This is a genomic window from Serpens gallinarum, from assembly GCF_014836765.1.
GTDB lineage: Bacteria > Pseudomonadota > Gammaproteobacteria > Pseudomonadales > Pseudomonadaceae > Serpens > Serpens gallinarum.
Window position 1 is genome coordinate 18,202 of sequence record NZ_JACSQG010000008.1, and the last position, 24,673, is coordinate 42,874.

Genomic DNA, 24,673 nt, shown 5'->3' on the forward strand with positions numbered 1-24,673 from the left:
CTCTGTTTGGGCAAGCTGATATCATTCGCGCCGCTTCAGGCCACATCAATGGCAGGCGCATACAGCCTGTCCGTGCTTTGCTTTCGCTGTCGCTTCGCCTTCCAATCACGGCGTCGGACCGCCACGGGGAGCTATACCATGCTGGAAAAGCTGTTCCAACTCCACGCGCACAACACCACGGTGCGCACCGAGATTCTCGCCGGAGTCACCACCTTCCTGACCATGGCCTACATCCTGTTCGTCAACCCGAGCATTCTCGGCGAGACCGGCATGGATAAAGGCGCGATCTTTGTCGCCACCTGCCTGGCAGCAGCCTTCGGCTCGGCCGTGATGGGCCTGATCGCCAACTACCCGATTGCCCTGGCGCCGGGCATGGGCCTGAATGCCTTTTTCACCTACACGGTGGTAATGGGCATGGGCCATACCTGGCAGGTCGCCCTCGGTGCGGTCTTCCTGTCCGCGTGCCTGTTCTTTTTGCTGTCGATCTTCAAGATCCGTGAATGGATCATCAACAGCATTCCCCTGGAATTGCGCTCGGCCATTGCTGCGGGCATCGGCCTGTTCCTGGCGCTGATCGCCCTGCAGAACGCCGGCGTCGTGGTCGATCATCCGGCCACCCTGGTGGGCATGGGTGACCTGTCGCAACCCTCGGCAGTGCTGGCCATTCTCGGCTTCTTCCTGATCGTCGGCCTGGTTGCCTTGAACGTCACCGGCGCCGTATTGATCGGCATTCTGGTCATCACAGTGGCAAGCATCTTCCTTGGCATCTCCGAGTTCGGTGGTGTGGTGTCGCTGCCGCCGTCGCTGGCGCCGACCTTCCTGCAGCTGGACATCGCCGGCGCCCTGGACATCGGCCTGATCAGCGTGATCTTCGCCTTCCTGTTCGTCGACCTGTTCGACAACTCCGGCACGCTGATCGCCGTGGCCAAGAAAGCCGGCCTAATGCGCAAGGACGGCTACATGCCGAAGATGGGCCGCGCCCTGATCGCCGACAGTACCGCAGCCATGGCCGGCTCGCTGCTTGGCACCTCGACCACCACCAGCTATATCGAATCCGCCGCGGGTGTCAGCGCCGGCGGGCGCACCGGTCTGACGGCCTGCGTGGTTGCCGTGTTGTTCCTGCTTGCGCTGTTCTTCGCGCCGCTGGCCGGCAGCGTACCGGCGTTTGCCACCGCGCCAGCCCTGCTGTTCGTCGCCGTGCTGATGGCCTCGGGTCTGGCCGAGATAGACTGGTCCGACATCACCACCGCCGCCCCGGTATTGCTCACCGCCCTGGCTATGCCGCTGACCGCATCGATTGCGACCGGCATCGCCTTCGGCTTCATCACCTGGGTCGCCGCCAAGCTGCTGTCCGGGCGCTGGCGCGAACTGAACGCCATGCTGGTGATCCTGGCGGTGTTCTGCGTTATCAAGCTGGCTCTTTTTTAAGTCGGCGCCAGCTTCTGTGCGTCAAGGCCGGCCATGTGCCGGCCTGTTTTTTTCCACGCCGACAGCCTCGGCCCGAACCATGAGTCGCCCATGATCCACCCGCATACCGACCCTGCCGTATACGCCGCCCAACTCGCCGACAAAAAAACACGCCTGAGTGAACTGCTGGCCCCCTTCGAGGCCCCCGAACCGCAGGTGTTCGACTCGCCTGGCGAGCATTACCGCCTGCGCGCCGAGTTCCGTCTGTGGCGCGAAGGAGAAGCACGGCATTACGCGATGTTCGAACAGGGCGACAATCGCAAGCCAATTCTGCTCACTGACTTTCCCATCGCCAGCCGCCGCATCAACGAGCTGATGCCGCAACTGCAGGCCGCCTGGACCGATCCGGCGCTGGGTTTCAAGCTGTTCCAAGTCGAATTTCTCAGCACCTTGAGTGGCGATGCGCTGATTACCCTGTGCTATCACCGCCCGCTGGATGCCGCCTGGCACGCCGCTGCCGAAACCCTGGCTGCAGCGCTGGGCGTGAGCATCGTCGGCCGTTCGCGGGGCAAGCGCACCGTGATCGGACGCGACTTCGTCAACGAGGAGCTGATCGTTGCGGGACGCACTTTCCGTTACCGCCAGCCAGAAGGCGCCTTCACCCAGCCCAACGGTGTGGTCTGCCAGAAAATGCTCGGCTGGGCCTATGACGTCCTCGGCGAGCGCGACGACGATCTGCTGGAGTTGTACTGCGGCAACGGCAATTTCACCCTGCCGCTGTCTACCCGTGTACGCAAGGTGCTGGCCACCGAAGTCAGCAAGACGTCGGTGAATGCCGCCCTGAGCAACCTGGCCGACAATGCCATCGACAACGTGACGCTGGTGCGCTTGTCCGCCGAGGAACTCACCCAGGCGCTCAATGGCGTGCGACCGTTTCGCCGCTTGGCCGGCATCGACCTGGCCAGCTACGACTTCGGCACCGTGTTCGTCGACCCGCCACGGGCCGGCATGGACCCGGACACCTGCGAGCTGACCCGCCGTTTCGAACGCATCCTGTACATCTCGTGCAACCCCGAGACCCTGGCCGCCAACATTGCCCAGCTACACGACACTCACCGGATAACCCGCTGCGCGCTGTTCGACCAGTTCCCTTGGACGCACCACATGGAAAGCGGCGTGTTGCTGGAGCGGCGCTAGGCCTCGGTCAAGCTGCCTCGCATTCGACGCTGATAAAAAACCGCCCCGAAGGGCGGTTTTTTTCAGCTTCGACCAACTCAGGCGCTGACCGGCTCGTCCAGCTGCAGGCGCTGGTTGCAGCGCGCGCTGATTTCGCGATACAGCTCGGCATTGTCTTGCAGGGTTTTTTCCCGGGCCGGGAACATCTCCTGAAGCTTACTCATCCAGGCGGCGGAAGCTACCTGCTCAGGGAAGCAGCGCTCGATCAGCTGAAGCATGATCGACACAGTCACCGAAGCGCCCGGCGAAGCGCCCAGCAAGGCCGCAATGGTGCCATCCTCAGCGGCCACCAGCTCGGTGCCGAATTGCAGGATGCCGCCCTTCTTCTCGTCTTTCTTGATGATCTGCACGCGCTGACCGGCGACTTCCAGGCGCCAATCGGCCGGGTCGAGTTCCGGGTAGAACTTGCGCAGGGCATCCAGACGCTGCTCCATGGACTGCATCACTTCCTTGACCAGATAGCGCGTCAGGTCCAGATTGTCGCGCGCCACGGCAAGCATCGGGCCGATGTTGCTCGGGCGCACCGACAGCGGCAGATCGAGGAACGAGCCGTTCTTAAGGAACTTGGTGGAGAAGCCGGCATAGGGTCCGAACAGCAGGGATTTCTTGCCATCGACCACGCGGGTATCCAGGTGCGGCACCGACATGGGCGGCGCGCCCACTTCAGCCTGGCTGTACACCTTGGCCTGGTGCTTGGCGACCACTTCGGGGTTGTCGCAGCGCAGCCACTGGCCGCTGACCGGGAAACCGCCAAAGCCCTTGCCTTCGGGAATGCCGGACATCTGCAGCAACGGCAGTGCGCCACCGCCGGCGCCGAGGAACACGAAGCGTGCACTCAGCTCGCGGCTGCCACCCTGCTTGGTGTCCTGGATCTCTACGCTCCAGCCTTCGCCATTGCGCTCAACACCCTTGACCTTCTGGTTGTAGGTCACCTTGGCGCCGTCCAGCGTGGACAGATAGTTGAGCAACTCTTTGGTGAGTGCACCGAAGTTGACGTCAGTGCCACTTTCCACTCGGGTGGCGGCAATGGCTTCGTCCTCGGGACGACCCGGCATCATCAACGGCATCCACTCGCTGAGGGTGCCGCGATCTTCGGAGTACTCCATGGTTGCGAAGGCATGATGCGCGCTCAGCGCATCAAAACGCTTCTTGAGGAAGTCGATATCCTTGGCGCCGCGCACGAAACTCAGGTGCGGGACCGGATTGATGAAGGAGCGCGGAGAACCCAAACCGCCCTTATCCATCAGATAGGACCAGAACTGCTTGGACACTTCGAACTGGCTGTTGATCAGCACGGCTTTCGTGATATCGATGGAGCCGTCGGTCGCCTGCGGGGTGTAGTTCAGCTCACAGAGGCCAGCGTGACCGGTGCCGGCGTTGTTCCAGGGGTTGGAACTTTCGACCGCTCCGGATTCCATCAGCTCGACGATTTCCAGCTTGAGGCTGGGGTCGAGTTCTTTCAACAGCACAGCCAGGGTGGCACTCATGATACCGGCGCCGACCAGTACCACATCCACGGCTTCTTTTTCGTTGCGCGCCATTAACGCTTCTCCAATCTGCAACACCTAAAAATTCACGGCAGTCACGCCTGGGTGCGAATTGCACATTCAGGGCCGGGAGGTTGCAAAGGAGTCCCGTAGCGCCTGACAGGGTGTCATGCCCGATCCGTTCGCATGCGACGCCAGGCGTCTGCACGCACAGTCACCCGTAGGCGGCTGTCAGCTCGTGATCGTCGGGTTCAGGGTGTGTAAACAGGATTAAAGGGCAGGTACATCAATGCCTTAGTCTTCATTTGCTCGCCACACTCTTGTGAAGTTGTGAAAAACCGTCTTCTCACGCTCTTTTGGAGTCGTGAACCTCAAAGGTCGACTGCCGCAGTCACATTTCTCGCTGACAACCTGCGACACACCGTATTGCTACGAGAGCGTGTTGAGCGTCTTTGACAAGAGCAAGTGGCTGGCATAAAGGCAGCACGAAATAGGCGTCTCTCTGGGACTCGGCTGCCAATCGAATACTCTTCGATGGAAGTGCCGCGCCCATGCAGGAGGCGTCCTTAATTATCGCGGGGGATTATACCGGTGGAAAACGTGAAAGTGACCGTTTGCCACGACTTTAATCACCGCTTAGGCAGTATCTCGCGAAACGATCTGGCGCAGCATCCGACCATAGACGCATAAGGGAACTCCGTACCCAACCGTCGGTCTGTTGGCTGCTCAGGACGCTGGGTATACTGCCATCACGCCCTGTTTTGGAGATTTACGTTTATGTTGAACCGCCTATCGCTGGGGCTGCTTGCAGTCGCCAGCCTGCTGTTGACCGGTTGCGCCCTTAGCCCGCAGCAACTCAGCCCTCAACCCAAACTCAAGACTGAACTGGTCGCCGTCGGCCAGGGCCAGCCCGTCGTGGTTCGGGTTGTCGATCAGCGCCCCACTCCTGATCTCGGCACTCGCGGTGGTCTGTATGCCGAGACCAGCGCAGTCAGCGTGCCCAGCGCGAATATCCTGCCGCAACTGCAGGCGCAGACTGAAGCCGCGGTTCGCCTGCTTGGCTTCGTGCCCTCGCCAGCCGCCAGCAATGCGCCGCAATTGACGGTGATTCTGGACAGCCTCAAGTATCAGTCGCCCAAGGAAGGCGTGTATGTCACCGAGGCCAACATCGCTGCCACGCTCAAGGCCGAAGTGCAGAACAGCTCGCGCCGCTACAACGGTCGTTACACCGCGACACTCAACCAACGCTTTGGCATGGCACCCAACCAGGCCACCAACACCAAGCTGGTTAGCGACGTTCTCAGCGATGCGCTGACGCGCCTGTTCAAGGACCCGACCATCGGCCAGCTGCTCGCCGAATAAGTGGTTCAGGGCTGGAAAGCCAGAACGGCTTTCCAGCCTCTCTCTATCTCTCTGCCACGTTACAGAGGCAGTTCAGCCTTGATACGGTACTGATTGCGTACCGGATTGGCGTACTGAAGGATCAGATAAGGCCGCTGCTCAACCGGGCAGGAGTGCAGGCGGCGCTGCCATTCTGCCTCGGCCTTGGCCAACTCCTCAACCCCGAACAGCTGCCGTGCTTCAGGCACATTCAGCTCTGCCTCGCGACCCTCCCACACGGCGTAGGCCAGGTAATTCACCGGGAACAGCCGATAACCACCGAGGATTCGCCGGTCCATTTCCTGCGCCACCTGCTTAGCATCCTCCCACTGCGCATCCACCTGCTCGCCAAAGGCTATATGCACGCGACCCTTGTAGCCGGTGATGCCCAGGGCGATGCTCGCATCGTCTTCACCGGGTGCCTTGGTGTAGCTGCCCGTCGTGGCGCGGGTGTACAGCTCGCGCGCCTTGGCCTGGTCGCAGGGGTCGTATTCGTAGCTGATCGACACCGGCACCAGACCCAACCCGCCGATCACCTCGGCGAACGGCTCGTCCTTGCGAGCCATATGGAACATCTTCAGGATCGCTGAATCGGTACGGTCGTCTCCGTCCTTGGCACGTCCCTCGGCCTGGGCGATCCAGATCGACTCGCCCTCCTCCCGAATCGAGTGGTTGATGTAGGCCGACAGCAATTGGAACGCCGCCAGCTTCTCGCGCCGCCCACTGATCGAGCGATGCACGATAAAGCTCTTGTTCAAGCGCATCAGGTCGCTCACAAACGGGCGCTGCAGCAGATTGTCGCCAATGGCGATGCGCGGCGTCGGCAGTCCGGCATGGTAAACGGCATAGTTGACGAAGGCCGGGTCCATGACGATATCGCGGTGATTGGCCATGAACAGGTAGCTTTTTCCGGCCTGCAGCCGCTCCAGGCCGGAATAGCTGATGCCGTCGGTGGCCCGCCTGATGGCACGCTCTACGTAGGGCTCAATCTTTTCCTGTAAAGCAGCCACACTGTCGATAGGCTTCAGTTCACGGCGCAAGCGGTAGCCAATCAGCGGCTTGAGCATCCAACCAAACAGGCTGGTCAATTGCGGAAAGCGATAGCGTGTGAGCATCGCGAGAAGTTCAGGATCACTGCACAAACGCGCCAGAACGGCGGGTACTTCCTGGTCGTTATACGGACGGATGGCGTCAAAGGGGCCCATCATGCTCTCTTGTGTTACAGGTAAGACCGGCCCCGGCGGAGCGCGGAAAATTAGCCGGCAATTATACTCACAAGTCACGGGAGAGGCGCATGCTGCAGGATATACGCAGGTATAGTTGCCCGTATTGTGGCGAGCTGGCTGAAGCCCTGCTGGATCTTTCCGTTGAAGAACAGGAGTACATCGAGGACTGCCCCGTGTGCTGCCGACCGATTCGTTTTGTGCTGCACAACGATGGTCAGCACTGGCAGCTCGACCTTTATCGTGAGGACGATTAATGCAGCATATCTATCTTCCCGCCGACCTGCTCGAAGCCCAGGTATTGCGGGCCATGCTAGCCAGCGAGAATATTGCCGCGCATATCGGTGGCGAACATCTACTCGGCGCGATAGGCGAACTGCCTGCCGCCGGCCTGCTGGTGCTGTCGGTCAGCGATGAGCAGGCCGAACGAGCCCGTCTGCTGATCGCCGCGTACAATGCCGCGCAACCGCTGCCTGTTGAAGAACCGCCTAGTTGTCCCGGCGAGTTGCTGTGCTGATTTCCTGACCGAGTACCGATAGCCCATGAGTGGCCGCTTCGCCCTGTTCCGCTGGACCCCCGCCCTGGCCGCCCTGCCCGGCTTTCCCGCCACCTTGCAAGCGCACTGGAATCTCGCCCCGGGCGCCCAGGTGTTGCTGCTGCGCGATATTCAGGGCGAACGTCACGCCGCCCTGGCACGCTGGGGCCTGACGCCGCCCTGGCTAACGGATCTGTCCCGCACGCCGGCCCACGCCCGCGCAGAAACCCTGGCCGAGCAGCCGATGTTTCGCGAGGCCTTTCGCCTGCGGCGCGGCCTACTGCCCATCAATGGGTTCTACGAATGGCGTGGCGTGCGTAAACGACCTTACTGGGTCAGCGACGAAACGAGTCTGATGTACTGCGCCGTGCTCTGGGAAGCCTATCCGGCGGGAGATCAGGTGTATTTGAGCCTGGCCATGATCACCCAGGCCGCTGCGACCCTGCGTCGCCCGCTGCTGCTGGATGAGGCCGAGCAGCAGACCTGGCTGGATACGCAAACGCCTGCCGCATCACTGAAATCGCTACTGGCCAAGCCACCCGCTCTTTTACGCGAGCGCGCACTGGCAACCTTCGTCAATGATCCGCAACTGGATGGCCCGGAGTGCCTCACGCCGGCGTGAGCATCAACCGGGACGGCGGCCTGAAAGGCCAAAGAAAAAAGGAAGCCGCCTAAGCACTTGGGGAAGGCTTGGGGTATAGGGCGGCCTCCTGGAAAACTTGGTCAATCCGTACCGCGCCAAGGCGGTGGATGACAACGCTGAGCAGAGTAAGACCTGAGCAGCCATTGTGAAAATTTTGCTTATCAATGCCTTCCATAGCAAACGCCTATCTATCCATGTTGCTTTTCCCACCCCGCCAAAATCGGTAAGGTCCTCGCTCCATCAATCAAGGAGTCTTCAATGCCCACCCCAACCCTCAGCGGACCGCAGTATTTACGTGAAGGCTTGAAACTGGTGCTCAGTCCCGGTCTGCGCCTCTTCGTTTTGTTGCCGCTGACGATCAACCTTGTGCTGTTCGCCGCGCTCATTGGCCTCGCCCTGCAGCAATTCGGTCTATGGGTTGATTATTTCATGCCCAGCCTGCCGGACTGGCTCAGTTTCCTCGAGTACCTGCTATGGCCGTTGTTTGTGGTCCTGGTGCTGTTGATGGTGTTCTTCACGTTCACTCTGCTGGCGAACGTCATCGCCGCGCCATTCAACGGCTTTTTGTCAGAAAAAGTCGAAGTGGTCGTGCGCGGCCAGGACCACTTCCCGCCCTTTAGCGGTGCCGAGCTGCTGGCCATGGTGCCCCGTACGCTGGGCCGCGAGGCGCGCAAGTTGGCCTATTTTCTGCCACGCGCCCTGGCGTTGCTGGTGCTCTCGCTTATCCCCGGCCTGAACCTGGTCGCCGCGCCCCTGTGGCTGCTGTTCGGTGTCTGGATGATGGCGGTGCAATACATCGACTACCCCGCAGACAACAACAAGCTGGGCTGGAACGAGATGCTCGCCTGGCTGCGCGCCAAGCGCTGGCAGAGCCTGGGATTTGGCGGCATCACCTACCTGGCCCTGCTGGTGCCTGGCCTGAACATCCTGATGATGCCCGCGGCGGTGGCCGGTGCCACGGTATTCTGGGTGCGTGAAGGTGGGGAAACCCAGCTGCAACAGCCTCTCTGACACGCGATATCCACAACCAAAAAGGCCGCCGATGCAATGGCATCGGCGGCCTTTTTGGCAAGCGCTCATACCGTCAGGCCAGCGCTTTCTCGATCGCCTGGATCAGCGCCGGGTCTTCCGGGGTGGTACGCGGCGAAAAACGCGCCAGTACACGCCCATCGCCCCCGACGAGAAACTTCTCGAAATTCCAGGTGATGTCGCCCGGAAACTCGGCGCCCTCACCCGCCAGCAAGCGGTACAACGGATGCCGACCCGGCTCGTTGACCTCAAGTTTGCTGCTCATGGGGAAACTGACCCCATAGTTGCGTTGGCAAAAAAGAGCGATTTCCTCATCGCTTCCCGGCTCCTGCTCAGCGAATTGATTGCAGGGCACACCCAATACAGAAAATCCCCGTTCGCAATACTGCCGGTGCAATGTTTCCAGGCCGGCGTACTGTGGAGTCAGGCCACAATGGGAGGCGACATTGACCACCAACATTACCTGCCCCTTGTAAGGAGAGAGTGGCAACTCCTGCCCATCCAAGGCACGCAACGTAAGGTCATGGAAGGCACTCATGGGAAAACTCCTTATATACACAACAAATTGCGCGACATGAAAAAGGCGTCCTCTGGACGCCTTTTCTTGTCTCAGCGTAGCAGTAGAACTCAGTGGTGGTGGCCACCCTCGCCGTGGATATGACCGTGAGCGATTTCTTCCGGACTGGCCTCGCGAACGGCGACGATCTTCACATCAAAGTGCAGACGCTGTCCGGCCAACGGGTGATTGCCGTCGACGATGACGTTATCGCCATCGATGTCGCGGATGGTGACGATCTGCATGCCACCGTCGGGCGCCGAAGCATGGAACTGCATGCCGACTTCCAGCTCTTCCACACCTTCGAACATGTCACGACCCAAAGTAGCCACCAGCTCAGCGCTGTATTCGCCGTAGGCTTCTTCAGGCTCAATGGCGACCTTCACTTCGTCACCGGCCTGCTTGCCCTCCAGGGCTTTTTCCAGGCCGACGATCAGATTGCCAGTACCGTGCAGATACACCAGCGGCGCGCCACCGGCGGAGCTGTCAATCACCTCACCGGCATCGTTGGTGAGGGTATAGTCGATGGAGACAGCCTTGTTAGTGGCGATCAGCATGGGGTGAGACCTTTTGCATAAGAATTTGGAGGGCGCAAGTTTACCCGTGACCCAGCCCGAATGCGACCCGAACACAGACAGGCGGGCATGGCCACGCCTGCTGGGATTTAAGCAGGATGAGCACGGCCATTGGATTGCACTACTCTCCTGCGGACACACCCAGCATTTACGTCACCGGCCGCCCTGGCAGTCACGCGCCTGGGTGCTGGATGCCGAACGGCGTCGCCAGCAGCTCGGCCAGCCCTTCGACTGCGGTTGGTGTCGTCAGCAGGTACGGCTCACCGATAAGGAGTCCTGATGAGCGCTCGCAATATTCTTGTCATCAACTGCGGTAGCTCCTCCCTCAAATTCGCACTGATAAACCAGGCGCACTCCCAGCCCTTGCTCAGCGGCTTGGCCGAACGCTTGGACAGTCCCGAAGCAACCCTGCACTGGTGGCGCAGCAGTCACATTCGCGAGCACCTGGCATTGCCCGGTGCCGATCACCGCATTGCACTGGAGCATTTATTGCCGATGATCAACGATGCCTGCGGCGGACGTCTGCACGGCATCGGCCATCGCGTGGTGCATGGCGGCGAGCATTTCACCCAATCCTGCCTGATCGACGATGCCGCCCTGCAGGCCATTCGCGCCACCGTCACCCTGGCACCGCTGCATAATCCGGCAAATCTGCTCGGCATCGAAACCACCCTGAACCTTTATCCACAACTGCCCCAGGTCGCCGTGTTCGACACCGCTTTTCACCAGAGCATGCCAGAGCATGCCTTTCGTTACGCCCTCCCAGAGCAGCTCTACCGTGAGCAGGGCGTGCGCCGCTACGGTTTTCACGGCACCAGCCACCGCTATGTAAGCCAGCGGGCCGCAGAGATTACCGGCTTGGCGGTGGGAGACAGTTGCTGGCTGACCGCGCACCTGGGCAATGGCTGCTCCACCTGCGCCGTAGTGGACGGCCAAAGCCGCGACACCAGCATGGGCCTTACGCCGCTGGAAGGTCTGGTAATGGGTACGCGCAGCGGCGATGTCGACCCCAACCTGCACAGCCATCTGGCGCGCACGCTGGGCTGGAGCCTGGAAGACATCGAGCGCCTGCTCAACCATGAAAGCGGCCTGCTCGGCCTGTCTGGTTTGTCAAACGACATGCGCAGCCTGGAACAGGCGCGCAGCCAGGGTCATCGTGCGGCCACACTGGCCATTGAAGTGTTCTGCTACCGCCTGGCCAAATCGCTGGCCTCGCTGATCTGTGCCCTACCGCGCATGGACGGCGTGATCTTCACCGGCGGCATCGGTGAAAACTCACCCCTGGTGCGCGGTAAAACAGTCTTCTATTTATCCTTGCTCGGCCTGAGCGTGGACAAAGTCGCCAATGCCCGCTGCGTCGGTGGCGTGACGGGTGAGATCAATCCGCCTGCATACCCTCGCATCCTGGTGATCCCGACCAACGAGGAAAAGCAGATCGCCCTGGACACCCTGACGCTGCTAAATAGCTGACCTCGAGGACCTTCGGGGACACTCGGCTTGCCTGGAACCAACATGCCTCGAGGCGTGACCGGGCGGTCAACCACCGCACTTGCAGTTCAGTGAACAATCGTTACTCTGGCGGCATTTTCAACTCGACGTTCCGAGAATTCCGCCGATGCTGAGCTTTCTGCCTGCCCCTTTGCGTGGCGTCATCGCCATGCTGATCCTGATCCTGAACACGCTGTTCTGGTGTTGGCCTTTATTTGCCTTGTCCTTGCTCAAGCTGCTATTGCCCTTTGCGCCGATACAACGCGCGCTGCGCTTCGCCATGCATTGGGTCGCGGAAACCTGGATCGGCATCAACTGCTTCTGGATGGATCTGGTGCAGCCGACCCGCTGGGACGTGCAAGGGCGCAACCTGGTCGACTTGGGGCACTCCTACCTGGTCAGCAGTAATCATCAGAGCTGGGCGGACATTCTAGTCCTGCAATATCAGTTCAACCGACGCATGCCCATTCTCAAGTTCTTCCTCAAGCAAGAGCTGATTTGGGTCCCCGTAATTGGCTTGTGCTGGTGGGCGCTGGAGTTCCCGTTCATGAAGCGCTACAGCAAGGAATACTTGCGCAAGAACCCTCACAAGCAGGGCCAGGACCTGGCTACTACGCGCAAGGCATGCGAGCGCTACAAGACCAACCCCGTGTCGGTGTTCAACTTTCTGGAAGGCACCCGCTTCACACCAGCCAAGCATGACCAGCAGCAGTCACCCTACCGCCACCTGCTCAAACCCAAGGCCGGCGGCATTGCCTTTGTACTGGATGCCATGGGCGAGCAACTAGAATCAATGATCGACGTGACCATTCACTATCCAGATGGTCGCCCAAGTTTCTGGGACCTGCTCTGCGGTCGCATCACCCGAGTGGTCATGCGCATCCACAAGCGTCCAATCCCTGCCGAGTTCATCGGCCAGAACTATGACCAGGACGAAACCTATCGCCAAGGCTTCCAGCAGTGGGTCAATCAACTCTGGGCAGAAAAGGACGCCGAACTGGAACAGTTGCACCGCGATTTTCCGGTCGCTGGCAGCAAATAGCACCCCCTTCGAGAACAACGCACCCACAAAAAAACCCGCCATTGGCGGGTTTTTTTATCACGTGACTCTTATTGCTGCGGCGGCAGCAGGGTGATCTCCACCCGGCGATTCTGCGCGCGGCCAGCTTCGTTGGCATTGCTGGCGATCGGCTGGTTCGGACCCACGCCGTAGGCAGAGATACGCGACCCGGCGATGCCCTTGGTGGTCAGGTAGTTGGCCACGCTCAGCGCGCGGTGGTTGGACAGGTTCTGGTTCAGCTGCAGCGAACCGGTGTTGTCAGTGTGACCCACAATGTTGATGCCGTTCTTGTTGAACTCTTTGAATACCAGAACCAGCGAATCCAGAGTCGGGTGGAAACTGCTGGTGATATTGGCCGAACTGCTGGCGAAGGTGATGTTGCCCGGCATGATCAAGATCAGGTTGTCGCCGTCGCGCTGGACCTGTACGCCCGAGTTCAGCAGGGTCTGGCGCAGCTTGGCTTCTTGATTGTCCACATAAGCGCCGTAGCCACCTGCGGCAGCACCACCGACGGCGGCGCCAATCAGTGCGCCCTTGGTGCGGTCCTTCTTGCTCGACGTTGCAGCGCCGATTGCAGCGCCAGCCACTGCCCCCAGACCACCATAAACACCCACCTTGCCGGCTTGCTGCTCACCGGTGTAAGGATTGTTTGTGCAGCCGACCAGCAGTGCGACGCTGGCGGCAACAGCGGTCAGGTTAAGCCAGTTCTTCATAGATACTTCCTTCGGATTTTTCTGTTGAGAGTCTCGCCCCGGCCCCTTGGAGCCAGTGGCAGGAGAGAAGTTCCGCGCAAGATTATCAGTGCCGGACGCCTATTACAGCGACACTGTAACCACAACCCTTAACTGCAGGCGGGCACTGCTTAGTTAACGGCGATCGAGGATGAAAGCCCATAATAGAGCCTTGAGGCAACCGCAATGCGGCTCAACCCATCGAGGGTTCAGGCTTTCACGAAGGGGTTTTCGCGCATTTCATCCCCCAAGCGAGTATCCGGACCATGCCCGGTGACCACTACGGCGTCTTCATCCAGGGTATAGAGGCGCTCACGAATGGAGCGCTCGATGCTGGCGTAATCACCTCCCCACAGATCAGTGCGGCCAATGCCACGGCGAAACAGCGTGTCGCCAGCGATCAGCAGTTTGTCCTGGGGAAACCAGAAACTCATCGAGCCCGGTGTATGACCTGGAGTATGCAGCGCCACCCCGCAACCGCAGGCCAGCGCTTCATCGTCGGCTAGCCAATGGTCCGGCGCCGGTACCGGTACGTAAGGTACGCCGAACATCTGGCACTGCAGCTCGAGGTTGTCCCAGAGAAACTGATCATCCTTGTGCAGGTGCAAGGTCGCGCCGGTCTTTTCCTTCATTTGCCCGGAGGCCAGGAAATGATCGAGGTGGGCATGGGTATGAATGATGCTGATGACCTTCAGCCCCAGCGCCTCCAGCCGCGCCAGGATCAGCTCGGGGTTGCCGCCCGGATCCACCACAATGGCGTTGCCAGTCAACGAATCGCCAATGATCGTGCAGTTGCACTGCAAAGGGCCGACGGGGAAGGTTTCACGAATCAGTGTGCTGGAGATGGCCATTGAAAAACTCCTGGACATGGCGCACCACGACGCCCGTGCGGATCAACTCCGCAGGGCGCCACGGTTATCAACGGGCGTTGAGTTGTTGCTGCAGGTTCTGCACCTGGCTTTGCAGGGCATTGATGTTGCGGGTCATCTGCGCGCGGAACGTGTCGAACTCGGCGGCGGTCCCTCCGGTAGGGCTGCTCTGGCTCTCCAGCTTGTTGCGCAGCAGCTTCACCTCTTGCTCCAGAAGCTTGATCGATTGCGTCGGGTTCTGCTTTTTCAGGGCTTGCAGGTCGGCGCCCAGACTCTTGAGCTGCGTACCGAACTGGTTCTGCGCTTCACCTTGCGCGTTCAACTGGGTTTCCAGCCGCTTGACCTCGCCTGGCAGCGCGCCCTTGAGGGTGCCCAGCTCGACGCCCAATCCCTTGAGGCGCTCATTGAACTTGTCGGCAACTACGCCTTGCGCCTTCAACTGGCTATCCAGTGCTTCGATGCGCTTGTCCTGTTGAGCCGCTTGGACCTTAACCTGCCGACCCAATGCTTCAAGTTTGCCATCCAACTGGCGCACTTGCAGCTTCAAAGCCTCGGTCCCGGAGGCCACTGTGCTTTCCGTGGCGACCACCTTGCCCGTGATGTCCTGAATGCGACCGGCCGCCTCCTCGCTGATGCGGGCGAAACTTTCCTGGGTGGCAACCAATTGCTGGGCCATTTGCGTGATCTGCTGATGGCTCCACCAAGCCAGCCCACCCAAGGCAAGCACCGCCGCCAGCAGTAGCGTCCACAACAGCCCAGTGGCGGAGCTGCGCTGGATCGGGGCAGCTGCCTTTCGTGGCTCTTTGTGTTCCTGCCCAGCCTCCGTTTCTGCGGCGACGAGAGCTTTGCTACGGCGCTCGCGGGGCTCGGCAGTCAGGCTCGGCAGATCACCCAGATCACCCAGATCATCGAAAGCATCGTTACGCATAAAAATCCTTCAAAAGACACGTTTAGCTGCGAGCCCGCGAGTATACCCACTCTCCGGTCCGCCAACAGTTCAGCTAAGGGTGCAGTAAGGCGCATTGCATTAAAAACGTCCAGCAGGCCGCTCGGCCGCACTCAGCCGCGCCTGGCGAGGTTACGTTCGGCTTTGACCAACCAGGTCGGCACGGTACGCACCAGGTGCTCGGTAAGGCGGTTCAGCAATTCACCACCGTTGCGCCAATGGTGCCAATACAGCGGCACATCCACTGGGGTGTCAGCAACCACTTCGCACAGCGCGCCACTGGCCAGTGATTCAAGCACCTGCAACTCGGGCACCAGCCCCCAGCCTATACCCGCCTCGATCAGGCGTACGAAGCCCTCCGAGGACGGACATAAATGATGGACAAAGCCACCCTCGATACCCAGCGCCGCCAAGTAGCGATGCTGCAAGCGGTCATCGGGGCCAAACACAATAGCCGGCACGCCGGTCAACGCACGCAACGACACGCCATTGGGGAAGTGCCGCTCGAGAAAGTCCGCGCTGGCCAGGGCGCGATAACGCATGCTGCCCAGCGCCAGGCTTCGCGCTCCGGCAACAGGCCGTTCCACTGCACACAGGCAAGCCGCCACTTCACCGGCGCGCATGCGCCTGAGGCCGACATCCTGATCTTCCACCAGTAAATCCAGGAGTAGAGGCTGCTGGGCACTGAATGCACCGATGGCCGGTGCCCACCAGGTCGCCAGGCTGTCGGCATTCAGGGCAACGCGTAAACGCTGGGTCGAACTGCATTCATCGAGGTCGGGAATCAGGTCGCCCAGGTCACTTTCCAGCAGCCTGACTTGCTGCACATGGTTAAGCAGGCGCCGTCCCATCTCAGTGGGTTCGGGGGGATTGGCCCGGATCAGAACCGGCTGGCCGACTCGGGTCTCTAATAATTTGATGCGCTGCGACACGGCCGATTGCGACAGCCCCAGGACCTGAGCGGCGCGGTCAAAGCCACCCTGCTCCACAACGGCACCCAAGGCAGCCAACAATTTATAATCAAACAAAAATTAGATCTCCTAATGAGCCATCAGCAAGATTCATTTTCCTTATATAAAACGGAACGTCAGAATCTGCATCAAGTTCCGCTTACCCAAGCCTTTACCAACCGAAAGTTGATCTCCATGAACACTCCTTTGTGGCAAAGCTATGTCAATGGTCTGCTGATTGCCGCAGGGCTGATCATGGCCATCGGTGCGCAAAACGCCTTCGTTCTGGCTCAGAGTCTGCGGCGCGAGCATCATTTACCGGTGGCGGCGCTTTGTGTGATCTGCGATGCCTTGCTGGTTGCCGCTGGGGTATTCGGCCTGGCCACGCTGCTGACGCAAAACCCGCTCTGGTTGAGTTTCGCTCGCTGGGGTGGCGCGGCCTTTCTGCTGTTCTATGGCAGCCAGGCCCTTTATCGAGCCTTGCGCCCGCAAGGCGGGCTACAGACAACAGGAAACGCTCCGCGTTCCCTTCAGGCTGTAATGCTCGCCGCCCTGGCCGTAACCTTGCTTAATCCCCACGTCTATCTCGATACCGTGCTGCTGATCGGCTCGCTTGGCGCTCAGCAGCCGATGCCGGGTGCGTATGTAGTCGGCGCCGCCAGCGCTTCGCTGCTGTGGTTTTTCACCTTGGCCCTCGGTGCGGCCTGGCTTGCTCCTTGGCTGGCCCGACCGCTTACCTGGCGACTCATCGACCTGGCAGTGGCCATCATGATGTACACCATAGCCGTGCAATTGCTGCTCAACACCTGAGACTCACAGCCGGCGCGACATGCACTTCACTCACCGCCCGGGCGCCGGCCAAACGCAGGCAGCGCCGTTTCGTAAAGGCTCTGGCACCGGCCCTCTTGCCGGATGCCGCGTGGCTAAGCCTGAGCCGCGGTGCTATGATCCCGTCTTCGCAGCAAGGGAGTACAAACTCCCAGTCAACCGCCAGCGATCCACTGCCGGCCGCCTGCCTTGCCCTGATGAAACAAAGGAGAACCTTCCATGGCTTTTGAATTGCCTGCTCTGCCGTACGCACAGAACGCCCTCGAGCCGCACATCTCTGCCGAGACGTTGGAATATCACTACGGCAAGCACCACAACACCTACGTGGTGAACCTGAACAACCTGATTCCAGGCACCGAATTCGAAGGCAAGTCCCTGGAAGAGATCATCAAGACCTCCTCCGGTGGGATCTTCAACAATGCCGCTCAGGTGTGGAACCACACCTTCTATTGGCACTGCATGAAGCCCAACGGTGGTGGTCAGCCGACTGGCGCTCTGGCCGATGCCATCAACGCTTCCTTCGGCTCCTTCGACAAGTTCAAGGAAGAGTTCAGCAAGGTTTCCATCGGCACCTTCGGTTCCGGCTGGGGCTGGCTGGTGAAGAAGGCTGACGGCTCCCTGGCCCTGGCCAGCACCATCGGCGCAGGCAACCCGATGACCAGCGGTGACACCCCGCTGCTGACCTGCGACGTCTGGGAACACGCTTACTACATTGACTACCGCAACGCTCGCCCGAAGTACGTCGAGTCGTTCTGGAACCTGGTCAACTGGGACTTCGTGGCCAGCAACTTCGCTGCCTGAAGCCAGGCCGTACATCAAGCCTGACTTGGTGCACAGTATTGACGCCCCGCCTTAGAGCGGGGCGTTTTTGTTTCCAAAGATGCAAATCCAGGCGCTACCATCAGCCGCTTTTTCACGCCACGGGCCTGCCCCCTTGCAACTGTGATTAACCGCACACTTTCCCCGGACCTTTTCGGCATTTTCCTAAAGTCTTCGACTCACCATCCGACACAGAGCAGTAGAAGCCACGCAGTAAGACGCCTTACTCAAGCGCACGCGTTCTGGGCTCCTGCCGGAACCTGTTTCAACAGGCCAACTCACCGGCAACCAGGACTGTCCAGGCCGCTCAAGGAATTCGCCTTTTGATGCAGGAACACAAACACAGCTTGTCGCTCAAGCTGCTCTGGGTCGTGCTGCTAGCCGCATTGACCGTCAGCCTGGTGGTGAGCTGCGGGCAGATCCTCTACCAGATCCACCAGACCCGTCAGGCAATCGACCAGGATGCCACCCGCATTCTTGACATGTTCCGCGCCTCCTCCACGCAAGCGCTGCGTAGCTTGGACAGGGAGATGGCAGAGTGGGTGATTGAAGGCATGTTCCAGGACGAGGCCACACAATTCGCATCCTTGGGCCAGGCCGGAGAACTGCCGCTGGCCGAACGTAGTCGCGCCCTGCAGCAAACGACCCAGCGCGCCCTGACCGACAGGCTGTTCGGGCCCACGCATTCCTTTGCCAGCCCACTGAGCGAACCCGTTCAGCCTCCTCAGGGCATCCTGAGCCTGACGCTGGATACCGCTTCGTATGGGCGCACGCTCATCCACGCGTCGCTGATGACCCTCCTGTCCGGCGTTCTTGGCTCCTTGAGTTTGACGTTGCTGCTCTACGTGATTTTCCGGCAGCTCAATCCTCTGCAGCGAAGTTTCCGCGATCGGGTGCACATCAAGCGAGACCATCCCGGGGAGCATCGACTCACCATGCTCGAGGACCATCAGCACAATCAACCGGCGCATTGGATAACCCCCTCCGAGCACCCGCTCAGCGGGACCGGTCGCCACACCCCATTGCGGCGTGAAGCCGACCTGCACCACATTGCCCTCTACGATTACCTCACCGGCCTGCCCAATCGGCAGTTGCTGCAAACCGAACTCCAGCAACAGCTCAACGACGCCAAGCGCCGCCAGCGGATGGTTGCCGTGCTCTGCCTGGGCCTGGATGATTTTCACGAGATCAATGAACGCTTCAGCTATCAGACCGGTGATCGCCTGCTGCTGGCCCTGGCTGACTATTTGCGTGGCTACTGCCAACAACCCGGCTGCCTGTCCCGGCTGGGCAGCGACCAGTTCGCCATGATCCAGATCGATATCAGCCAGCCCTATGAAGCAGCTGAATTGGCACAAAAGATTCTCGATGGGCTCGACACCCCTTTCGTCCTGGACGGTCAGCCCATTCGGCTGCATGCCACCTTCGGCATCACCCTGTTCCCCAACGACAGCAACAACGCCGAAGAACTGCTGCAAAAAGCCGAACAGACCATGACCTTGGCCAAGCGCCGCTCGCGGAACCGCTACCAGTTCTATATCGCCAGTGTCGATCGAGAAATACGCCACCGGCGCGAGTTGAACAAGGATCTGCTCAACGCCCAGGAATTGGGACAATTGCACCTGGTTTACCAACCGCAACTGAATTATCCCGACCGGGCCGTGTGTGGTGTCGAAGTCCTGTTGCGCTGGACTCACCCGGTGCATGGCGCCATTGCGCCTGACTTTTTCATACCCATCGCCGAACAGAGCCGTTGCATCCTGAGCATCGGCGCCTGGGTGCTGGACGAAGCCTGCCGCCAGTTGCGCGAATGGCACGATCAGGGGTTCGACAATTTACGCATGGCGGTCAACCTGTCCACCGTGCAATTGCACCATGCCAACCTGCCGAGCCAAGTGGATCAACTGCTGCGCTACTACCGCCTGCCCGCCGGCAGTCTGGAACTCGAAATCACCGAAACCGGATTGATGGAAGACATCGGCACCGCCACGCAGAACCTGCTCAGCCTGCGTCGCGCCGGTGCGTTGATTGCCATCGACGATTTCGGCACCGGTTATTCATCGCTCAGTTACCTCAAGAGCCTGCCGCTGGACAAGATCAAGATCGACCGGAGTTTTGTACGGGACCTGAGCGAGGACGCAGACGATGCGACCATCGTCCGCACGATCATTCAGCTCGCACGCAACCTCGGCATGCAGGTGATTGCCGAAGGCGTGGAAACGTCCGCCCAAGAGCGTTACGTCATTGAGCAGGGATGCGATGAAGGGCAGGGTTATTTCTACAGCAAACCGCTGGCCGCCGCCGATCTGACCGCCTTTCTGCACCAGGCCCGCGTGCTCGGCAAGAACCCCCACGCGTTCGTCAGCGGCTGAGCCTGGCAAGCAGCCATATGCGACACACCTGCGTGCCCGCGACCGCTTATAGCCCCTGATTGATCAGCACGGCCTTACGCACGCACCTGTCAGGCACACCAAGGCACTCAGGAGCGCCTGTCCACGTAGATGCCGAACCGCCCCTTCCTTGCCGCTGCCGGACAAAATGAATGGCTGCGCCTCGCCAGGTTTGTAGAGCCCATGCCAGTCAGCACACGAGGTGGCCTGCCGATATCACTGCTTGGCCTCCATCTGGGCGGCTATCTGCACCCGTTGCCACTCCGCGTCATCCAGCCGGCCATTGAGATTGCCGTCGAAACGGCGCAGCAGGCCGCCGAATCCTTTTTTGCCACGACCAGGGCTATCGCCACCGTCAGACTCGAATTCATACAGCCTCTGGAACCGTTACGAGAAAAGAAGCGGATTCTATGCCGCACACCAAAACGGGGGGTTGACCACTCTCGCGAGTTTTTTATCGCAGCGCCCCTTTCGCTTAATGCAAATCTTTCGCATTATGTTGTCGGTTTGCCTGTACCCCTTCTGGCTTCCTCTCTCGAACGCAAAGGATTTCGCCCATGCTCCGTACTCCCCTGGCCTCCGCCAGCCTGCTCGCCCTTGCCATCGCCCTGGCAGGCTGCGGCGACAATAACAACGAGACGACCACTGCCAGCACGCCGGCAGCCAGTGTTGAACAATCCGCCCCCGCGCAAACGAGCCAACTGGACCAGGCCACCGCCAAGGCCGTGGTCAGCCATTACGCGGATATGGCCTACGCGATCTTCAGCGACGCCGCCAGTACGGCGAAAACCCTGCAGACTGCAATCGATGCTTTCCTCGCCACGCCCAACGACGCCACTCTGCAAGCTGCAAAAGACGCCTGGGTGGCCGCCCGCGTGCCCTACATGCAGACCGAAGTGTTCCGCTTCGGCAACCCCAACGTTGACGACTGGGAAGGCCAGGTCAACGCCTGGCCGCTGGATGAAGGCTTGATCGACTACGTGGTCGAGGATTACCAGCACGCCCTGGGCAACCCCGGCGCCACCGCCAACATCATTGCCAACACCCAGATCCAGGTGGGGGAAGAACAGCTCGATGCCAGTGAAATCACCGGCGAACTGCTGGCCAGCCTGAATGAACTGGGCGGTTCCGAGGCCAACGTCGCCACCGGTTACCACGCCATCGAATTTCTGCTCTGGGGCCAGGACCTCAACGGCACCAATGCCGGCGCAGGTCAGCGCCCCGCCAGCGACTTCATGGTCGGTGCAGACGCCACCGGCGGGAATAACGAGCGCCGCCGCGCCTACCTGAAGGCCGCCACCGACCTACTGGTCACTGATCTGGACGAAATGGCCGCCCAATGGCAACCCAATGATGCCAACAATTACCGCGCCAGCCTGGAAGCCGAATCCGCCGAGAATGGCCTGCGCAAGATGCTCTTCGGCATGGGCAGCCTGTCCCTTGGCGAACTGGCCGGCGAGCGCATGAAGGTCTCCCTGGAAGCCAACTCAACCGAAGACGAGCACGACTGCTTCAGCGACAACACGCACAATTCGCACTTCTACAACGGCAAGGGCATCCGCAACATTTACCTGGGCGAATACCGCAAGGTCGACGGCAGCACCCTGTCCGGCCCGAGCCTGTCCTCCCTGGTGGTCATGGCTGACGCCGCCGCCGACGCCACGCTGCAAGCCGACCTGGCCACCACCGAAGCCAAACTGCAGGCCCTGGTGGACAGCGCCGACAACGGCGTGCACTACGACCAGTTGATCGCCGCTGACAATACCGAAGGCCAGCAACTGATCCGCGACGCCATCGCCGCCCTGGTCAAGCAGACCACCTCGATCGAACAGGCCGCCGCCAAACTGGGCATCGGCGACCTCAACCCGGACACCGCTGATCACCAATTCTGATCGTCGCGTGTTCATCTGCAGGCCGGGCTTTCCGGCCTGCAGGGTTTTTGGCCGCAACACACCCTCAGCACTCATCCAAATGCTCGTCTTTGCCTGATTCTTGCCCGAGTCTGTACCGGAGCTGTAAATGTCCGCCCTGCCCCACGGTTTCTTGCTCCTCTTTACGCTGTTCCTGACCGCCTGCCGGGACGCCTCAGATCTGGATTTCACCCGCGCCGAGCCTGGCGAAGCGCTGTCCGCAGGCTCGACCACCGTCCAGCGCAGCGATGTGAATGCGTTTTCCCTGCCTTCGGCCAACCTGGCGCCCAGCCGCCGCCTGGACTTCAGCGTCGGCAATAGCTTCTTTCGCAACCCCTGGGTGATCGCCCCAGCCTCCACCACCGCCCGCGATGGCCTGGGACCGCTGTTCAACACCAACGCCTGTCAGAACTGCCACATCAAGGATGGCCGCGGTCACCCGCCAGCTGTCGGTGCCAGCCATGCGGTGTCCATGCTGGTGCGTTTATCGATCCCCGCCGGCGCCGAGCACCTGGCGGTGGTGGAAAAAAACGGTGTCGTGCCTGAGCCTGTTTATGGTGGGCAATTACAGGACATGGCCATTCCCGGCGTGACGCCCGAAGGGCGGGTGCGGGTCAGCTACGACTATTTCCCCGTGCAGTTCGCCGATGGCTTCGAAGTGGAGCTGCGCCAACCGCGCCTGGATATCGACCAGCTCGGCTACGGCCCCCTGCACCCGCAGACGCTGTTCTCTGCACGCATTGCGCCACCGATGATTGGCCTCGGCCTGCTCGAAGCCATTCCCGAAGCGGCGATCCTGGCCCATGCCGATCCGGAAGATAAAAACGGCGACGGCATCTCCGGACGCCCCAACCGCGTGCGCGACCAGCTCACCCACCGGACCGTACTGGGCCGTTTCGGCTGGAAGGCCGGCCAGCCCAGCCTGGCCCAGCAGAACGCCGATGCCTTTTTCAACGACATGGGCCTGAGCAACTCCATTTTCACCGGCACCTCCTGCACGGCCACCCAGCAGGACTGCCTGGCGGCGCCGGAGGGCGGCGAGCCGGAAGTCAGCGACAGCATCTTCAAGCAGGTGCTGTTCTACACCCGCAACCTCGCCGTGCCGGCTCGCCGTACGGTCGATGCGCCCCAGGTATTGGCCGGCAAACGACTGTTCCATCAGGCCGGCTGCCAGAGTTGCCATGTCCCCAGCTTCGTGACGGGCGCTGACGCCGCCGAGCCGGAATTGGCCAACCAAACCATTCGTCCCTATACCGACTTGTTGCTGCACGACATGGGCGAGGGCTTGGCCGACCATCGTCCGGAATTCCAGGCCAGCGGCCGCGAATGGCGCACCGCGCCACTGTGGGGCATTGGCCTCACCGAAACGGTCAACGGCCACACCCAGTTTCTCCATGACGGCCGCGCGCGCAACCTGCTCGAAGCCATCCTGTGGCATGGCGGCGAAGCCGAGGCAGCCCGCCAGCGCGTGCTGACCTTCGATGCCGAGCAGCGCACCGCCCTGCTGGCGTTCCTGAATTCCCTGTAAGGAGTCACCATGTTCCGTCCTCTCCCGCTTGCCGTGATCTGCCTGAGCCTGACCCTCAGCGCCTGCAGCAAAGACCCGCACACCCAGGCCAGCCAGGCCCTGGCTGACAAGGTCTTGTTGCCGGCCTACAGCGCCTGGGCCACGGCTGACCAGCAACTGGCCGACAGCGCCAGCGCCTTTTGCGCCGGCACGCAGGACCTGGCGCAAGCGCGCCAGGCCTACCTCAGCGCACAAAGCAGCTGGTCCGCCCTGCACCCCCTGCAGCTTGGCCCGCTGGCCGAAGGCAACCTGGCCTGGCAAGTGCAGTTCTGGCCGGACAAGAAGAACCTGGTCGCGCGTCAGGTGGAAAACCTGCTCAACAGCAAGCCCCAGCTGACCCAGACCGATCTGGACAAGGGCAGCGTGGTGGTGCAAGGCCTCACCGCCTACGAATACCTGCTCTTCGACCCGAACATCGACCTCAGCGATGCCACGCAGAAAACCCGTTATTGCCCGCTACTGGTTGCCATCGGCAATCATCAACAGGCGCTCAGTGCCCACGTGCTGGAGCAGTGGCAAACCGGCCTGATCGAGCAGTTCAAGACGTTCCCCAACGAGCGCTACGCCGAGCCCCAGGAAGCCATCGCCGACCTGCTGCGCACCCAGGTTTCGGCCATCGACGGCCTCAAGAAGAAGCTCGGCACGCCCATGGGCCGCTTGAGCAAGGGCATACCGCAGCCGTTCCAGGCCGAAGGCTGGCGCAGCAATACCAGCCTGGCCAACCTCGGCGCCGCCCTGGCCAGCGCCGAACAGCTCTGGCTCGGCACCGACAAGGACGGCCTGCGCAGCCTGCTGGGCAGTCATCAGCACGACCTGGCCGAACGTGTGAGCTTCGCCTACACCGACACCCGCCAGCGTCTCGCCGCTCTGCAGCAGCCCTTGAGTGTGTTGCTTGTCAGCGAAAGCGGTCGAGAAGAGCTGAACGCCTTGTACGACAGCCTCAACCGTCTGCATCGCCTGCAGGAAGGCGACCTGGCCAAGGCCCTCGGCATCCAGATGGGTTTCAACGCCCATGACGGTGACTGAACACAGCAGTGACCACGC

24 protein-coding genes are annotated in these 24,673 nt (G+C 60.9%); 16 read left to right on the plus strand and 8 right to left on the minus strand.

Translation table 11 applies throughout. From position 1 onward, the window contains the following. The first annotated feature begins 138 nt into the window (after positions 1 to 138). Both H9642_RS13910 and trmA read left to right on the plus strand, forming a co-directional pair. A complete protein-coding gene (locus H9642_RS13910) occupies positions 139 to 1,428 on the plus strand; it encodes an NCS2 family permease (RefSeq protein ID WP_251837056.1) in 1,290 nt (429 codons plus the stop codon). Positions 1,429 to 1,518: 90 nt separating this feature from the next. Then, the gene (trmA, locus tag H9642_RS13915) at positions 1,519 to 2,604 is read left to right on the plus strand and encodes a tRNA (uridine(54)-C5)-methyltransferase TrmA (protein WP_251837057.1); all 1,086 of its coding nucleotides are present in this window, start codon (positions 1,519 to 1,521) and stop codon (positions 2,602 to 2,604) included. A 77-nt stretch (positions 2,605 to 2,681) separates the two neighbouring features. Here trmA and mqo read toward each other — a convergent pair whose 3' ends face one another. Continuing rightward, the gene (gene mqo / locus H9642_RS13920) at positions 2,682 to 4,184 is read right to left on the minus strand and encodes a malate dehydrogenase (quinone) (RefSeq protein WP_251837058.1); all 1,503 of its coding nucleotides are present in this window, start codon (positions 4,182 to 4,184) and stop codon (positions 2,682 to 2,684) included. Positions 4,185 to 4,907: 723 nt separating this feature from the next. Here mqo and H9642_RS13925 point away from each other — a divergent pair. Next, positions 4,908 to 5,492: a YajG family lipoprotein gene (locus tag H9642_RS13925; protein WP_251837059.1), complete on the plus strand. Its 585-nt coding sequence runs from the start codon at positions 4,908 to 4,910 to the stop codon at positions 5,490 to 5,492. 59 nt (positions 5,493 to 5,551) lie between these two features. Here H9642_RS13925 and H9642_RS13930 read toward each other — a convergent pair whose 3' ends face one another. Next, positions 5,552 to 6,718: a 1-acyl-sn-glycerol-3-phosphate acyltransferase gene (locus H9642_RS13930; protein WP_251837060.1), complete on the minus strand. Its 1,167-nt coding sequence runs from the start codon at positions 6,716 to 6,718 to the stop codon at positions 5,552 to 5,554. An 86-nt stretch (positions 6,719 to 6,804) separates the two neighbouring features. Between H9642_RS13930 and H9642_RS13935 the strand changes: the two genes are divergently transcribed. The 4 genes from H9642_RS13935 to cysZ all read left to right on the plus strand — a co-directional run bounded on the left by H9642_RS13935 (position 6,805) and on the right by cysZ (position 8,922). After that, on the plus strand, positions 6,805 to 6,990 hold the full coding sequence (locus H9642_RS13935) for a CPXCG motif-containing cysteine-rich protein (RefSeq protein WP_433962707.1): 186 nt from the start codon (positions 6,805 to 6,807) through the stop codon (positions 6,988 to 6,990). After that, positions 6,990 to 7,250, plus strand: coding sequence for a putative signal transducing protein (locus H9642_RS13940; protein WP_251837061.1), 261 nt, complete (start codon positions 6,990 to 6,992; stop codon positions 7,248 to 7,250). Before H9642_RS13935 ends, H9642_RS13940 begins: the two co-directional genes overlap by 1 nt. Before the next feature lie 25 nt (positions 7,251 to 7,275). Continuing rightward, positions 7,276 to 7,890 carry an SOS response-associated peptidase gene (locus tag H9642_RS13945; RefSeq protein WP_251837062.1) on the plus strand — a complete coding sequence of 205 codons (615 nt, stop codon included), beginning with the start codon at positions 7,276 to 7,278 and terminating at the stop codon, positions 7,888 to 7,890. Positions 7,891 to 8,169: 279 nt separating this feature from the next. Further along, positions 8,170 to 8,922 carry a sulfate transporter CysZ gene (cysZ, locus tag H9642_RS13950; RefSeq protein WP_251837063.1) on the plus strand — a complete coding sequence of 251 codons (753 nt, stop codon included), beginning with the start codon at positions 8,170 to 8,172 and terminating at the stop codon, positions 8,920 to 8,922. A 73-nt stretch (positions 8,923 to 8,995) separates the two neighbouring features. Here the strand turns inward: cysZ and H9642_RS13955 are convergent, their stop codons facing one another. Both H9642_RS13955 and H9642_RS13960 read right to left on the minus strand, forming a co-directional pair. Beyond that, positions 8,996 to 9,478: a glutathione peroxidase gene (locus tag H9642_RS13955; RefSeq protein ID WP_251837064.1), complete on the minus strand. Its 483-nt coding sequence runs from the start codon at positions 9,476 to 9,478 to the stop codon at positions 8,996 to 8,998. Positions 9,479 to 9,567: 89 nt separating this feature from the next. After that, complete coding sequence (locus tag H9642_RS13960) at positions 9,568 to 10,053, minus strand: FKBP-type peptidyl-prolyl cis-trans isomerase (protein ID WP_251837065.1); 486 nt, start codon at positions 10,051 to 10,053, stop codon at positions 9,568 to 9,570. Positions 10,054 to 10,066: 13 nt separating this feature from the next. On the opposite strand from H9642_RS13960, the gene H9642_RS13965 reads away from it, so the two are divergent. The 3 genes from H9642_RS13965 (at position 10,067) to yihG (ending at position 12,601) form a co-directional block, all read left to right on the plus strand. Then, positions 10,067 to 10,351, plus strand: a complete 285-nt coding sequence (locus tag H9642_RS13965; protein WP_251837066.1) for a DUF3565 domain-containing protein — start codon at positions 10,067 to 10,069, stop codon at positions 10,349 to 10,351. Further along, positions 10,351 to 11,541 (plus strand): acetate kinase, encoded by a 1,191-nt coding sequence (locus H9642_RS13970; protein ID WP_251837067.1) that lies wholly within the window; start codon positions 10,351 to 10,353, stop codon positions 11,539 to 11,541. The genes H9642_RS13965 and H9642_RS13970 overlap by 1 nt, the downstream gene beginning before the upstream one ends. Before the next feature lie 145 nt (positions 11,542 to 11,686). After that, complete coding sequence (gene yihG, locus H9642_RS13975) at positions 11,687 to 12,601, plus strand: 1-acylglycerol-3-phosphate O-acyltransferase, YihG family (protein WP_251837068.1); 915 nt, start codon at positions 11,687 to 11,689, stop codon at positions 12,599 to 12,601. Between the two features lie 68 nt (positions 12,602 to 12,669). Here yihG and H9642_RS13980 read toward each other — a convergent pair whose 3' ends face one another. The 4 genes from H9642_RS13980 to H9642_RS13995 all read right to left on the minus strand — a co-directional run bounded on the left by H9642_RS13980 (position 12,670) and on the right by H9642_RS13995 (position 16,193). After that, the gene (locus H9642_RS13980; protein ID WP_251837069.1) at positions 12,670 to 13,332 is read right to left on the minus strand and encodes a YiaD family glycine zipper/OmpA-like lipoprotein; all 663 of its coding nucleotides are present in this window, start codon (positions 13,330 to 13,332) and stop codon (positions 12,670 to 12,672) included. A gap of 227 nt (positions 13,333 to 13,559) precedes the next feature. Beyond that, a complete protein-coding gene (locus H9642_RS13985) occupies positions 13,560 to 14,201 on the minus strand; it encodes an MBL fold metallo-hydrolase (protein WP_251837070.1) in 642 nt (213 codons plus the stop codon). A gap of 67 nt (positions 14,202 to 14,268) precedes the next feature. After that, the gene (locus H9642_RS13990; protein ID WP_251837071.1) at positions 14,269 to 15,147 is read right to left on the minus strand and encodes an ATPase; all 879 of its coding nucleotides are present in this window, start codon (positions 15,145 to 15,147) and stop codon (positions 14,269 to 14,271) included. A 131-nt stretch (positions 15,148 to 15,278) separates the two neighbouring features. After that, on the minus strand, positions 15,279 to 16,193 hold the full coding sequence (locus H9642_RS13995) for a LysR family transcriptional regulator ArgP (RefSeq protein ID WP_251837072.1): 915 nt from the start codon (positions 16,191 to 16,193) through the stop codon (positions 15,279 to 15,281). A 129-nt stretch (positions 16,194 to 16,322) separates the two neighbouring features. Here H9642_RS13995 and H9642_RS14000 point away from each other — a divergent pair, with 129 nt between their 5' ends. From H9642_RS14000 to H9642_RS14025, 6 genes are all read left to right on the plus strand, one after another. After that, complete coding sequence (locus H9642_RS14000) at positions 16,323 to 16,925, plus strand: LysE/ArgO family amino acid transporter (protein ID WP_251837186.1); 603 nt, start codon at positions 16,323 to 16,325, stop codon at positions 16,923 to 16,925. A gap of 237 nt (positions 16,926 to 17,162) precedes the next feature. Next, positions 17,163 to 17,744 (plus strand): superoxide dismutase [Fe], encoded by a 582-nt coding sequence (gene sodB, locus H9642_RS14005; protein WP_251837073.1) that lies wholly within the window; start codon positions 17,163 to 17,165, stop codon positions 17,742 to 17,744. A 341-nt stretch (positions 17,745 to 18,085) separates the two neighbouring features. Continuing rightward, entirely contained in the window at positions 18,086 to 20,134 is a 2,049-nt protein-coding gene (locus tag H9642_RS14010) for a putative bifunctional diguanylate cyclase/phosphodiesterase (protein ID WP_251837074.1), read from the plus strand. A 575-nt stretch (positions 20,135 to 20,709) separates the two neighbouring features. Continuing rightward, on the plus strand, positions 20,710 to 22,044 hold the full coding sequence (locus tag H9642_RS14015) for an imelysin family protein (RefSeq protein WP_251837075.1): 1,335 nt from the start codon (positions 20,710 to 20,712) through the stop codon (positions 22,042 to 22,044). Between the two features lie 127 nt (positions 22,045 to 22,171). After that, on the plus strand, positions 22,172 to 23,590 hold the full coding sequence (locus tag H9642_RS14020; protein ID WP_251837076.1) for a di-heme oxidoreductase family protein: 1,419 nt from the start codon (positions 22,172 to 22,174) through the stop codon (positions 23,588 to 23,590). Between the two features lie 9 nt (positions 23,591 to 23,599). Further along, on the plus strand, positions 23,600 to 24,655 hold the full coding sequence (locus tag H9642_RS14025) for an imelysin family protein (RefSeq protein ID WP_251837077.1): 1,056 nt from the start codon (positions 23,600 to 23,602) through the stop codon (positions 24,653 to 24,655). The last annotated feature ends 18 nt before the right edge of the window (positions 24,656 to 24,673 follow it).